Source organism: Streptomyces sp. NPDC024017 (genome assembly GCF_040638895.1).
In the GTDB taxonomy this organism is placed as follows: Bacteria; Actinomycetota; Actinomycetes; order Streptomycetales; family Streptomycetaceae; genus Streptomyces.
The window spans coordinates 24723-37474 of the sequence record NZ_JBEZYZ010000014.1; the positions used below are offsets into that span (position 1 = coordinate 24723).

Below are 12752 nucleotides of genomic sequence, written 5' to 3' on the forward strand. Positions count from 1 at the left end.
GTCCGGCCACCCCCTAAGCCTGAAGAGAATCTGAGGAGAATCGTGGCCGAGACCACTGCCGAGCAGCCGCTCGAAGAAGTCGACATCGACAGCTACACCACCGAGTCCGAGGTCCCCGTCGAGGGTGAGTACACCTCGGAGTCCATGGCGTCCCGCTTCGGCGAGCCCCAGCCGGCCGCCGGCCTGGGCCGTCGCAAGAACGCCATCGCCCGTGTCCGGATCGTCCCGGGCACCGGCAAGTGGAAGATCAACGGTCGCACCCTCGAGGACTACTTCCCGAACAAGGTGCACCAGCAGGAAGTCAACGAGCCGTTCAAGGTGCTCGAGCTCGACGACCGCTACGACGTCGTCGCCCGCATCTCCGGTGGCGGCGTCTCCGGCCAGGCCGGTGCGCTCCGTCTCGGTGTCGCCCGTGCGCTGAACGAGGCGGACGTCGACAACAACCGCGGCCCGCTGAAGAAGGCCGGCTTCCTCAAGCGCGACGACCGTGCGGTCGAGCGCAAGAAGGCCGGTCTGAAGAAGGCCCGCAAGGCTCCGCAGTACAGCAAGCGCTAATCGCGTCGCCTGTCCTTGCGACTGGCTTCGCAACGATCGCCCCGGCGGCACGGTTGTGCTGCCGGGGCGGTTTCGTTTACACAACCCCTACAGCCCCCGGACAGTCTCAGGGGGTGCACTCGGGGATGTGAGCCGCATTCTCTTCAGCAATTCGGAGGACACCACTGTGGGACGACTCTTCGGCACGGACGGCGTGCGCGGTGTCGCCAACGCGGATCTGACGGCGGAGATGGCCCTGGGCCTCTCCGTGGCCGCGGCACACGTACTGGCCGAGGCGGGCACGTTCGAGGGACACCGGCCGAGGGCCGTGGTCGGGCGTGACCCCCGTGCGTCCGGGGAGTTCCTGGAAGCCGCCGTGGTCGCGGGTCTCGCCAGCGCCGGCGTGGACGTTCTGCGGGTCGGCGTGCTGCCGACGCCCGCCGTGGCGTTTCTGACCGGGGAGCTGGGCGCCGACCTCGGTGTGATGCTCTCCGCCAGCCACAACGCCATGCCCGACAACGGCATCAAGTTCTTCGCCCGCGGTGGGCACAAGCTCGCCGACGAGCTGGAGGACCGCATCGAGTCCGTCTACGAGGAGCACCGCACCGGCGCCCCGTGGGACCGGCCGACCGGGTCCGGGGTGGGCCGCGTACGCGACTACGAAGAGGGCTCCGACCGGTACGTCGCGCATCTGCTGAGTGTCCTGCCCAACCGGCTCGACGGGCTGAAGGTCGTCCTCGACGAGGCGCACGGCGCCGCCGCCCGGGTGTCGCCGGAGGTGTTCCAGCGGGCCGGTGCCGAGGTCGTCACGATCGGGGCCGAGCCGGACGGGCTCAACATCAACGACGGGTGCGGTTCGACGCACCTGGACAAGATCAAGGCCGCCGTCGTCGAGCACGGGGCGGATCTCGGCATCGCGCACGACGGTGACGCCGACCGGTGCCTCGCCGTCGACCACACCGGCGCGGAGGTGGACGGGGACCAGATCCTCGCCGTGCTCGCGCTGGCGATGCGGGAGCGGTCCGTGCTGCGGTCCGACACGGTCGTGGCCACGGTGATGTCGAACCTCGGGTTCAAGCTCGCCATGGAGCGCGAGGGCATCCGGCTGGTGCAGACCGGCGTCGGTGACCGGTACGTGCTGGAGGAGATGAAGGAGCACGGGTTCGCCCTCGGGGGCGAGCAGTCCGGGCACGTCATCATCCTCGACCACGCGACCACCGGCGACGGGACGCTGACCGGGCTGCTGCTGGCGGCGCGGGTGGCACAGAGCGGGCGCACGCTGGCGGATCTCGCCGCCGTCATGGAGCGGTTGCCGCAGGTACTGATCAACGTGCCGGATGTCGACAGGACGCGGGTGGGGACGTCCGCGGAGCTGTCGGCGGCGGTCTCGGATGCGGAGCGGGAGCTCGGAGAGACCGGGCGGGTGCTGCTCCGTCCCTCCGGGACCGAGCCGCTGGTCCGGGTGATGGTCGAGGCGGCGGATATCGAGCAGGCTCGGTCTGTGGCGGGGCGGTTGGCCGACGTGGTGAAGTCCGCGCTCGGTTAGTGAACCGGGCCGGGGGTGGGGGCTGCGGTTGACTGCGGGCTGCGGGGCGTTCGTGGCCTGTCGCGCAGTTCCCCGCGCCCCTAAGACTTGCCGACCCCCTGGCGTTGTCTCGACCAGAGCCACTTCTGGACCAGCAGGGTTGCCGTGCCGGCGACGATGATGCCCAGCAGGTTCAGCAGGAGCTGCTGGGAGGAGCCCCAGGTCTGGCTCGTGTCGCCGTAGCTCAGGGCCACTGCCGCGTTCGCGGCGGCCGGGACCGTGGTGACGGAGATGGCCACGCCGACCAGGGCGCCGGACTTGGCGGAGGTCAGGGAGAGGGTGCCGGCGATGCCGGCCAGGACCGCCACGACGAAGGAGAACCAGTCGGGGGCGTAGATGAACCCGGTGTTGGGGCGGTCGCCCTCCAACTGGGCCTCGGTGAACAGCCCGGCCGCGTCCATGAAGAGGCTGAACGCGACCGTCAGCGCCATCGCCGCGGCGAAGCCCACCAGCAGGGCGATCAGCGAGCGCAGCGCCAGACGCGGCCTGCGCCGGACGACCGCGGTGCAGATGCCGGTGAGGGGGCCGAACTCCGGGCCCACCGCCATGGCGCCCACGATCAGGATCGCGTTGTCCAGGACCACTCCGCAGGCGGCGATCATCGTGGCGAGCGTGATGAAGGCGAGGTAGGTGACGGAGAGGGTCGACTCCTCGTGCGTCGCCTCGGTCAGCTGCTCCCACAGGACCGCGTCCGCGCCCTCACCCGGCGCATCGGCCTCCGCCTTGTCGGCCCGCGCGGACAGGGACAGGTCGATGGACTCGACGGCGATGGAGCCACTGGTGTCGATGCCCAGTACGCGCAGCCCGCTGAGGAGTTCGTCACCCGCCTCGCGCGCCACGTCGCACATGACGACATCGCCGGCCGGGTCGCGGGCGGCGCCCGGCAGCACGACGAGGTGGGTGGTGCCGACCGTCTTCTCGATCAGCAGGACCACCTCGCCGGTCCGGTCGGACGGTGTGATCAGACGTAGATGGAGCATGGCGCCCATCTAACCCGCCTTTTCCCGCGCGTCACAGCTTGCGCAGGCTGAGCCGCTGCACCTTGTGGTCCGGGCCCTTGCGCAGGACGAGGGCGGCGCGGCCGCGGGTGGGGGCGATGTTCTCGACCAGGTTGGGCCGGTTGATCGTGCGCCACATCGTCCGGGCGTAATCGAGGGCCTCCTCCTCCGAGACCTGGGTGTACTTGCGGAAGTACGAGGACGGGTTCTGGAAGGCGGTCGCGCGCAGCTTGCGGAAGCGGTTGAGGTACCAGGTCTCGATGTCCTCGACGCGGGCGTCGACGTACACACTGAAGTCGAAGTAGTCGGCGAGACCGACGCGGGTGCGGCCGTCCTTGCCGGGCAGGGCCGGCTGGAGGACGTTCAGCCCCTCGACGATCAGGATGTCGGGGCGGCGGACCGTGAGCCTCTTGTCGGGGACGATGTCGTAGATCAGGTGGGAGTAGACGGGCGCGGTGACCTCGTCCTTGCCGGCCTTGATGTCGGCGACGAAGCGGGTCAGGGCGCGGCGGTCGTAGGACTCCGGGAAGCCCTTGCGGGACATCAGGCCGCGGGCCTGGAGTTCCTGGGTGGGGAGCAGGAAGCCGTCGGTGGTGACCAGCTCGACGCGCGGGTGCTCGGGCCAGCGCGAGAGCAGGGCCTGGAGGAGGCGGGCGACCGTCGACTTGCCCACGGCGACCGAACCGGCCACGCCTATGACGAACGGGGTGCCCGACTGGGAACCCTGTTCGCCCAGGAACGTGTTCAGCGCGCCTCTGAGGCCGTCGGTGGCACCGACGTAGAGATTGAGGAGGCGGGACAGCGGGAGGTAGATGTCGCGCACCTCGTCGAGGTCGATCACGTCGCCGAGACCGCGCAGCTTCTCGACCTCCTCGGCCGTCAGCGGCAGCGGCGTCTTGTCACGCAACGCGCTCCACTCGGCTCGGGTGAGGTCGACGTAGGGAGTCGCCTCCGGACGGGGCCGGTGGGCGCTCCTGGACATCGAGGAGACCGGAGAGATCACAGTCCATTGTTACGGGCGTACGAACGGATGGTGAGGTGGGATCCGTCACGCGGGCTCTTTACTCGCCCTCATTCGGGAGATACCCCATCAAACACCTCGGTGGCTTCGGGGTGCGTACCCCGGTGGGAATTTCCGATTTCGGGCACGCTGCGGCCGGTTCGGCGAGGGAATCGACCCTAAGCTGCCGCCCATGTGTGGAATCGTGGGATACGTGGGGCCGCAGTCCGCGCTCGAGGTCGTGATGGCCGGGCTGAAGCGGCTGGAGTACCGGGGGTACGACTCGGCGGGAGTCGCCGTCCTGGCCGACGGCGGGCTGGCGACGGCGAAGAAGGCCGGGAAGCTGCTCAACCTGGAGAAAGAGCTGGACGGCAGGCCGCTGCCGACCGGCGCGACGGGCATCGGGCACACCCGTTGGGCCACGCACGGCGGGCCGACGGATGCCAACGCCCACCCTCACATCGACAACGCGGGACGGGTCGCGGTGGTGCACAACGGCATCATCGAGAACTTCGCCCTGCTGCGGGCCGAGCTGGCGGAGCGCGGCCACGAGCTGGCCTCCGAGACGGACACCGAGGTCGTGGCGCATCTGCTCGCCGAGGAGTTCTCCGCCTGTGCGGATCTCGCCGAGGCGATGCGGCTGGTGTGCCGGCGGCTGGAGGGCGCGTTCACGCTGGTCGCGGTGCACGCCGACGAGCCGGACGTGGTGGTGGGCGCGCGGCGGAACTCGCCGCTGGTGGTGGGCGTCGGCGAGGGCGAGGCCTTTCTCGCCTCGGACGTCGCCGCGTTCATCGCCCACACGCGCTCGGCGATCGAGCTCGGGCAGGACCAGGTGGTGGAGCTGCGCCGGGACGGCGTGAGGGTGACGGGCTTCGACGGCCGCCCGGCCGACGTGCGGTCGTACCACGTGGACTGGGACGCGTCGGCCGCGGAGAAGGGCGGCTACGACTACTTCATGCTCAAGGAGATCGCCGAGCAGCCCAAGGCGGTCGCCGACACGCTCCTGGGCCGGATCGACGGTTCGGGTTCGCTGACGCTCGACGAGGTGCGCATCCCGCAGGGGGTGCTGCGGGAGATCGACAAGGTCGTCATCGTCGCGTGCGGTACGGCCTTCCACGCCGGGATGATCGCCAAGTACGCGATCGAGCACTGGACGCGGCTGCCCTGCGAGGTGGAGCTGGCGAGCGAGTTCCGCTACCGGGACCCGATCCTGGACGCGCAGACGCTGGTCATCGCCATCTCCCAGTCCGGCGAGACCATGGACACGCTGATGGCGCTGCGGCACGCCCGCGAGCAGGGCTCCAAGGTGCTGGCGATCTGCAACACCAACGGTTCGACGATTCCGCGCGAGTCGGACGCGGTGCTGTACACGCACGCCGGGCCGGAGGTGGCCGTCGCCTCGACCAAGGCGTTCCTGACGCAGCTCGTGGCGTGCTACCTGGTCGCCCTGTACCTGGGCCAGGTGCGCGGCACCAAGTGGGCCGACGAGATCCGGGCGGTGATCCGCGACCTGTCCTCGATCGCCGGTGCGGTGGATCAGGTGCTGGGCACGATGGAGCCGGTGCGGGAACTGGCACGCACGCTGGCCTCGAAGAAGACGGTGCTGTTCCTCGGGCGGCATGTGGGGTATCCGGTGGCGCTCGAAGGCGCGCTGAAGCTCAAGGAACTCGCCTACATGCACGCCGAGGGCTTCGCGGCCGGGGAGCTGAAGCACGGGCCGATCGCCCTGATCGAGGAGGACCTTCCGGTCGTCGTGGTGGTGCCCTCGCCGCGCGGGCGGTCGGTGCTGCACGACAAGATCGTGTCCAACATCCAGGAGATCCGGGCGCGGGGTGCGCGGACGATCGTGATCGCGGAGGAGGGCGACGAGGCGGTCGTGCCGTACGCGGACCATCTGGTCCGGATTCCCGCCACGCCGACCCTGCTGCAGCCGCTCGTCGCGACGGTGCCGCTTCAGGTGTTCGCGTGTGAGCTGGCGACGGCCCGGGGGAACGAGGTGGACCAGCCGCGGAACCTGGCCAAGTCGGTGACGGTGGAGTGACCGTCGAGCCGGAGTGAGCAGAAGGGGCGAACGGCCGGATGCCCTTCGCCCCTTCGATCAGCCGGTCAGGCCGTCAGCTGCTCAGATGGGCAGGCAGGTCGCCGGGACCCACCCTTCCTTGCTGGTGCTGTCGGGGCCGCCGAAGTACCACTTGTTGCTCGTCTTGCCGCAGGCCGTGTAGCTGCCGCCCTTGGTGGGCTTGCGGTCGCCGAAGCAGACACCGCCCTTCTTGCCCTTGCCCCAGGTGCCGAGAGCCGTGGAGCTCGTCTTGGGCTGGCTGCGGAGGTTGACGGTTGCCTTGGGCTTCACGTTGACCAGCGCGCTGCTGCAGTCCGGCTTCACCGCCGCGGCGGCGGTGCCGGCGGTGGCGACGGTGCCGGTGAGGGCCGTGGCGAAGAGGGCCATGGCGGTGGCCGCGGTCCCCAGCGACTTGAACTTCATGATGTCCTCCCGTTCGATGCGATGCCGTTTGCTCATCGCGGTCAGCGCGAACTCTATAAGGGGGAGGGGGAGTTGAAGATCAAGGGGTCGCCCGGGCGGCGCATCGGGAGCCGTTCCCGCCGGATCCGGCCCGTCACCGTAGGGTGCTGCCCATGAGCATCATCGGGGTCGGCATCGACGTTGCCGAGATCGAGCGGTTCGCTGCTTCACTGGAGCGTACGCCCGCGTTGGCCGAGCGGCTGTTCGTGGAGCGGGAGTTGCTGCTGCCCAGCGGGGAGCGGCGCGGGGTGGCCTCGCTCGCCGCGCGGTTCGCGGCCAAGGAGGCGCTGGCCAAGGCGCTCGGCGCTCCGCCCGGGCTGCTCTGGACCGACGCCGAGGTGTGCGTCGAGGACAGCGGGCAGCCCCGGCTGCGGGTGACCGGGACGGTGGCCGCCCGGGCCGCCGAGCTCGGCGTGCGGTCCTGGCACGTGTCGCTGAGTCACGACGCGGGTGTCGCCTCCGCCGTGGTCATCGCCGAGGGGTGAGGCGCTAGGCCAGGGACCAGATCAGCGTGATCGTGCCGATGAGGCCGATCGCGCCCAGTGTCGTACCGGCCGCCGCCGGCCACAGCCGGCCCGTTCCCCGGCGGGCGTAGTGGAGGCCCATCGTCCCGAAGGTCACGGCGAGCGCTCCGGCCAGCACCGTCCACGGGATCAGAAACGCCCAGGTGCCCACGGCCGAGAAGACGCCGAGGACCAAGGCCGTGGGGCCCAGGGCGGTGGCGGGGCTGTCTGTGTCCTCGGATGCTGTCGAGCCGGTCATGTCTCGTCGATCCCCCTTTTGAACGAGTTCAAAACTCGGCTCGATCATACGCCCGGGGCGTGGTCCGGGGGAACAGGGCCCCGAAGCCCCCGACCTGGGGCCGGGGGCTTCGGAGCGTGGGGGTCTCGGAGGTTCCGTCAGCAGATCGACTGGCTGCTGTTCACCCGCGTGATGTTGCGGAACGTCGTGTTCTCACCGCACGGGCTCTCCCTGATGGCCGAGTTGGTGACCGTCAGGTTCTGGACGGTGATGTCCTTGTTGTTGGGGAACTCCGAGCGGGCGGCCAGCCGCAGCTCGCCCCCGCCGGTGATCGTGCCGCTCTGGGTCGCGAGGCTGACGTTGTAGCAGTTCTCGATCAGGACCGAGTTGTTGCCGGTGTTCGAGAGCGTCACCCTGCCGATGACGGCCCCGCCGCTCTCCGAGACGCAGAACACCCCGCGCCCGCCGCCGCGCGCGATGACCTCGCCGACGCGGATGTTGGTGGGGTAGCCGCTGCCGACCCGGCCGTTGCGGTTGGCCATGCGGAAGGCGGCGTAGCCGGTGCCCGTGCCGGCGTTCTCCGCGTCGACCTTGGTGACATTTGCGTTGATGGTCTGGTTGAGCAGCAGGCCGGACTCGCCGACGTTGCGGGCCGTCACCGTGCCGATGGTGAGGCCGTCGACGCCGTAGGTCTCGACCGCGTGGCTGGACGCGCCGGAGACGTAGACGTTGTCGATGCGGACGTTGCGCGTCCACTGGCTGGTGTCGCCCCGGTTGTCGATGCGGACGCCCAGGCCGCGCGAGAGGCGCATGTCGATCTGACCCAGCGTCACGTTCTGGACGTTGCGCAGGAAGATGCCGTACAGCGGGGTGCCGGTGAGCTTGAGGTTCTGGACCTCGACGTCGCGGGTGCCGCGCGAGTAGACCGGCGCCTGGTCGCCCGAGCCGCTGCCGGTGACGTTGATCGTGCCGCAGACGTCGAGGACGGTGTAGCTCGGCAGCGAGATGCGTGAGCCCGCCGAGACCGAACCCGAGCCGCGGACCACGACCCGTTCCTTCGCTGTGCGCCCCGAGGTGAGGCTGTTGACGGCCGCCTGGACGGCCGCGCGCATGTCGGTGCCGGTGTAGACCGTGCTGCCGCCGCGCCGGGCGGTCCAGTTGCTGCCGCTCTGCACGGCCTCGGCCTGGTAGGAGCCGTCTCCGCAGGCCAGTGCGCGCGTGGGGGCGGCCGTGGCGGGGGCGGTCAGGGTGCCGGCGGCGGTGAGGAGGGCAGTGGCACCGGCGGCGGCCAGTAATGCGGCTCTGCGTCCCATGGGGGCCTCGGTTTCGTCGGACGTGGGGGAGTGTGCAAGCGCTTTCTGCGCGGCCGGGAGTCTGGCAAAGGGACGGCGGAGCGTCAATGGACGCGACGCGGTTCGCAGGTGCGGGAGATGCGTGTGAGGGGGAGTGGTCCGGCGGTCGTACGGGAAACTCGACCGCATGCGTACTGCGTACAGCGTGGAGACGGTCCGGAACGCCGAACGGGAGCTGATGGCGCGGCTGCCGGAGGGGGCGCTGATGCAACGCGCCGCCGCCGGGCTCGCCGTGGCCTGCGCCGACCTGCTGGGGCGGGTGTACGGAAGCAGGGTCGTGCTGCTGGTCGGCAGTGGCGACAACGGAGGTGACGCCCTGTATGCCGGGGCCCGGCTGGCCCGGCGGGGGGCCGGAGTCACGGCCGTGCTGCTCGCGCCGGAGCGGGCGCACGCGGCGGGACTCGCGGCGTTGCGGCGGGCCGGGGGACGGGTCGCGGGGACCGGTGAGGGCGAGGCGCTCGCCGAGGGCGCGGATCTCGTCGTCGACGGGATCGTCGGGATCGGCGGGAAGGGCGGGTTGCGGCCGGACGCGGTGCCGTTGGCCGCTGCCGCCGGGCGGTCGCGCGGGGCCGTGGTCGCCGTCGATCTGCCGAGCGGTGTCGACGCCGACACCGGCGAGGTGCGCGGGGCTGCCGTGCCGGCCGATCTGACCGTGACGTTCGGGACGCACAAGCCGGGGCTCCTGATCGACCCCGCGCGGGAGTACGCGGGGTCGGTGCGGCTGGTCGACATCGGGCTGGAGCTGCCCGTCGAACCGGAGCTGGAGGCGTTGCAGCACGTGGACGTGGCCCGGCTGCTGCCGGTGCCGCGGGCGGAGAGCGACAAGTACCGGCGCGGCGTGGTCGGGATCGCCGCCGGGTCGGCGCGCTATCCGGGGGCGGCCGTGCTCGCCGTCTCGGGCGCGCTGCGGGGTGGGGCCGGGGCCGTGCGGTACGTCGGGCCGGCCGGGGACGCCGTCATCGCGCGGTTTCCCGAGACGCTCGTGTCGGATCAGGGGCCGAAGCATGCCGGGCGGGTGCAGGCGTGGGTCGTCGGGCCGGGGGCCGGGGACGACGCGGCGACGGTGGCGGAGGTGCTGGCGGCGCACGTGCCGGTGCTGATCGATGCGGACGGGCTGCGGCTGGCGGACGCGGAGGTCGTGCGGGGGCGGCGGGCGCCGACGCTGATGACGCCGCATGCGGGGGAGGCGGCGGCGCTGCTGGGTGTGGAGCGGGGGGAGGTCGAGAGGGGCCGGTTGGCCGCGGTGCGGGAGCTCGCGCGGCGGTACGGGGCGACCGTGCTGCTGAAGGGGTCCACGACGCTGGTGGCCGACTCGGGGGGCGGGGCGGTGCGGGTGAATCCGACGGGGACGGGGTGGCTGGCCACGGCCGGGAGCGGGGACGTGCTGTCGGGGCTCGGCGGGTCGTTGCTGGCGGCGGGGTTGTCGGCGGTGGATGCGGGGAGTGTCGGGGCGTATCTGCATGGGCTGGCCGGTCGGTTGGCGGCGGAGGGGGCGCCGGTGGGGGCGCATGACGTGGCCGCGGCGATTCCGGAGGCTTGGCGGAATGTTCTGGGGTGAGGTTCGGGGGGCCGGGGCCGTCGGCTGCGGGTCGGGGGGTGCTGCGGGGTTGGGTCGCCCCCTCCGCCCCTTCCCGTCCCGACCCGGGGGCTGCCGCCCCCGCGCCCCCGCTTCGGCCTGAACGGCCTCGTCCTCAAGCGCCGGACGGGCTGGTGGGTGGCTGAGCTGTGACGTCGGGTGCGCCGGGTGGGCGGCTGATGCCTCCGGGTGACCCGCGCCGCGCGGCAACCCCGGCCCGGGCCGGGCGCCGCGCTTGTCTGGGCGCATGACCCGCAGACGCACCGCCGGGCGTGTTCTCGCCCTTCTGCTCGCCGCTGTCACCGTGCTGCCCGTCGGTGTCGCCGGGGCCGCTCCCGTGCCGCCGGCTCCGGGGCCGCCCGCCGAGCTGGTGCCCGGGGTCGCGCCGGGGCCCGCGCAGCCCTGGTCGCTCGACACGCCGGACCAGGCACTGCCGCCCGTGGTGTACACGCCGTCCGCCGAGGAGGAGGCCGTCGAGCCGCGGAGCGCGGTGGCGGGGACGTACGCGCTCGTCGAGTACGTGCCGTTGGGTGAGGCGGTCGCGCAGGTGAGCTGCACCGCGAAGGCGGGGCCGTATCAGCGGCAGGTCGAGAGGTGGCTGGGACTGCGGGCCGACGGGAAGCAGTCGGCGGGCGACTGCCGGGCCATCCGGGCGTTCCAGGTGCGGCAGGGGATCAAGCCGGCCATGGGCTTCGCCGGGCCGGTCACGTGGTCGCGGATGCAGTACCTGTCGGCCCGCCGGAATCCGAATGCCGCCGGGAAGTGCCCGCTGCGGGCCCATCCCGTGGTGTGCGTGGATCTCAGCCGCCAGCTGATGTGGGTGCAGAAGGGCAAGCAGGTCGTGTTCGGGGCGGTGCCCATCCGCAGCGGGCGGGCCGGTTACCGGACCCGGGCCGGATGGCACAAGGTCTACTGGCGGCACAAGAACCACTGGTCGACGCTGTACAACACGCCCATGCCGTACTCCCAGTTCTTCAGCGGCGGGCAGGCCTTCCACGGCGTCTACGGCTCTCTCCACACCGCCGTCGGCTCGATGGGCTGCGTCAACCTCACCGTGGGTGACGCGCGGAGGTTGTGGGGCGTGCTCAAGACGGGCGACTGGGTGTTCGTGTGGGGGCGGCGGCCAGGGACGTAGCCGTCCCGCCTCTGGAGCCCTCTGAGACACTGGGCGCGATGAGCGAGAGAACAGCCCCGCGGACCGCGCCTCTGCGGGCCCGTGCCGAGATCGACCTGGCCGCCCTGCGGTCCAACGTGCGGGCCCTGCGTGCCCATGCGCCGGGCGCGGCCGTGATGACCGTGGTGAAGTCCGAGGCGTACGGCCACGGGGCTGTGCCGTGCGCCCGCGCGGCCGTCGACGCGGGGGCGAGCTGGCTGGGCACGGCCACGCCCGAGGAGGCCCTCGCCCTGCGGGCCGCCGGGCTGCCGGGCCGCATCATGTGCTGGCTGTGGACGCCCTGCGGGCCGTGGCGCGAGGCCATCGAGGCCGAGCTGGACGTGTCCGTCAGCGGGATGTGGGCGCTGCGCGAGGTCGTCGAGGCGGCCAGGGGAGCCGACCGGCCCGCTCGCGTGCAGCTCAAGGCCGACACCGGGCTCGGGCGCAACGGGTGCCAGCCGGGGGACGACTGGGCCGCGCTCGTCGGTGAGGCCCTGCGGGCCGAGGCCGAGGGGCTGCTGCGCGTCACGGGGCTGTGGTCGCACTTCGCCTGCGCCGACGAGCCCGGGCATCCCTCCATCGCCGCCCAGCTCGGCCTGTTCCGGGAGATGGTCGCGTACGCCGAGGGACAGGGCGTGCGGCCCGAGGTCCGGCACATCGCCAACTCGCCGGCCACGCTCACGCTCCCCGAGAGCCACTTCGACCTCGTCCGCACCGGCATCGCCACCTACGGCATCTCGCCCAGCCCCGAGCTCGGCACCTCGGCCGGCTTCGGGCTGCGCCCGGTGATGACGCTGTCCGCCTCGCTGGCCCTGGTCAAGCACGTCCCGGGCGGCCACGGCGTCAGCTACGGCCACCGGTACGTCACCCCCGGCGAGACCACCCTCGGCCTGGTGCCGCTGGGCTACGCCGACGGCATTCCGCGGCACGCCTCCTCGGCCGGGCCGGTCCTGGTCGAGGGCAAGTGGCGCACGATCGCCGGGCGGGTCGCCATGGACCAGTTCGTCGTGGATCTGGGGGGCGACGAGCCCGCGGCGGGGGCCGAGGCGGTCCTCTTCGGGTCCGGGGACCGCGGTGAGCCCACCGCGGAGGACTGGGCCCAGGCGGCCGGAACCATCGCCTACGAGATCGTGACCCGGATCGGAACGCGTGTTCCTCGCGTCTATGTGAATGAGGAACGGGACGGGTAACTCGCACGGGGAACCCGTCACGCGAGGAACACCAGGCACCCTGACAACAGCAGCATCATCAGGCTCACCGATTCACTCGACCCGGTGAGTCACCCGATCGGC

The 12752-nt window shown here is 71.7% G+C and carries 12 protein-coding genes; 7 read left to right on the forward strand and 5 right to left on the reverse strand.

What is annotated here, in order from left to right; genetic code table 11:
• Nucleotides 1-42: 42 nt before the first annotated feature.
• Nucleotides 43-555 carry a 30S ribosomal protein S9 gene (gene rpsI, locus AB0G20_RS32410; RefSeq protein WP_184849023.1) on the forward strand — a complete coding sequence of 171 codons (513 nt, stop codon included), beginning with the start codon at nucleotides 43-45 and terminating at the stop codon, nucleotides 553-555.
• A gap of 166 nt (nucleotides 556-721) precedes the next feature.
• Complete coding sequence (gene glmM / locus AB0G20_RS32415; RefSeq protein WP_361308564.1) at nucleotides 722-2080, forward strand: phosphoglucosamine mutase; 1359 nt, start codon at nucleotides 722-724, stop codon at nucleotides 2078-2080.
• 80 nt (nucleotides 2081-2160) lie between these two features.
• On the opposite strand, the gene AB0G20_RS32420 is transcribed toward glmM, so the two are convergent.
• Together AB0G20_RS32420 and coaA are read right to left on the reverse strand one after the other, a co-directional pair.
• Nucleotides 2161-3099: a DUF389 domain-containing protein gene (locus AB0G20_RS32420; protein WP_361308566.1), complete on the reverse strand. Its 939-nt coding sequence runs from the start codon at nucleotides 3097-3099 to the stop codon at nucleotides 2161-2163.
• A 31-nt stretch (nucleotides 3100-3130) separates the two neighbouring features.
• A complete protein-coding gene (coaA, locus tag AB0G20_RS32425) occupies nucleotides 3131-4099 on the reverse strand; it encodes a type I pantothenate kinase (protein WP_248505627.1) in 969 nt (322 codons plus the stop codon).
• A gap of 211 nt (nucleotides 4100-4310) precedes the next feature.
• Here coaA and glmS point away from each other — a divergent pair, with 211 nt between their 5' ends.
• Nucleotides 4311-6158 carry a glutamine--fructose-6-phosphate transaminase (isomerizing) gene (gene glmS, locus AB0G20_RS32430; protein ID WP_361308569.1) on the forward strand — a complete coding sequence of 616 codons (1848 nt, stop codon included), beginning with the start codon at nucleotides 4311-4313 and terminating at the stop codon, nucleotides 6156-6158.
• Nucleotides 6159-6239: 81 nt separating this feature from the next.
• On the opposite strand, the gene AB0G20_RS32435 is transcribed toward glmS, so the two are convergent.
• Complete coding sequence (locus tag AB0G20_RS32435) at nucleotides 6240-6635, reverse strand: hypothetical protein (RefSeq protein WP_361308572.1); 396 nt, start codon at nucleotides 6633-6635, stop codon at nucleotides 6240-6242.
• Nucleotides 6636-6751: 116 nt separating this feature from the next.
• Between AB0G20_RS32435 and AB0G20_RS32440 the strand changes: the two genes are divergently transcribed.
• Nucleotides 6752-7123, forward strand: a complete 372-nt coding sequence (locus tag AB0G20_RS32440; protein WP_361308574.1) for a holo-ACP synthase — start codon at nucleotides 6752-6754, stop codon at nucleotides 7121-7123.
• A gap of 4 nt (nucleotides 7124-7127) precedes the next feature.
• Here AB0G20_RS32440 and AB0G20_RS32445 read toward each other — a convergent pair whose 3' ends face one another.
• Nucleotides 7128-7400, reverse strand: coding sequence for a hypothetical protein (locus AB0G20_RS32445; protein ID WP_361308576.1), 273 nt, complete (start codon nucleotides 7398-7400; stop codon nucleotides 7128-7130).
• A 137-nt stretch (nucleotides 7401-7537) separates the two neighbouring features.
• Nucleotides 7538-8692 (reverse strand): hypothetical protein, encoded by a 1155-nt coding sequence (locus AB0G20_RS32450; protein WP_361308578.1) that lies wholly within the window; start codon nucleotides 8690-8692, stop codon nucleotides 7538-7540.
• A gap of 166 nt (nucleotides 8693-8858) precedes the next feature.
• Between AB0G20_RS32450 and AB0G20_RS32455 the strand changes: the two genes are divergently transcribed.
• The 3 genes from AB0G20_RS32455 (at nucleotide 8859) to alr (ending at nucleotide 12650) form a co-directional block, all read left to right on the forward strand.
• Nucleotides 8859-10289 carry an NAD(P)H-hydrate dehydratase gene (locus tag AB0G20_RS32455; protein WP_361308580.1) on the forward strand — a complete coding sequence of 477 codons (1431 nt, stop codon included), beginning with the start codon at nucleotides 8859-8861 and terminating at the stop codon, nucleotides 10287-10289.
• Between the two features lie 265 nt (nucleotides 10290-10554).
• The gene (locus AB0G20_RS32460) at nucleotides 10555-11442 is read left to right on the forward strand and encodes a L,D-transpeptidase family protein (RefSeq protein WP_361308582.1); all 888 of its coding nucleotides are present in this window, start codon (nucleotides 10555-10557) and stop codon (nucleotides 11440-11442) included.
• Between the two features lie 38 nt (nucleotides 11443-11480).
• Nucleotides 11481-12650 carry an alanine racemase gene (alr, locus tag AB0G20_RS32465; protein WP_361308584.1) on the forward strand — a complete coding sequence of 390 codons (1170 nt, stop codon included), beginning with the start codon at nucleotides 11481-11483 and terminating at the stop codon, nucleotides 12648-12650.
• Nucleotides 12651-12752 lie beyond the last annotated feature (102 nt).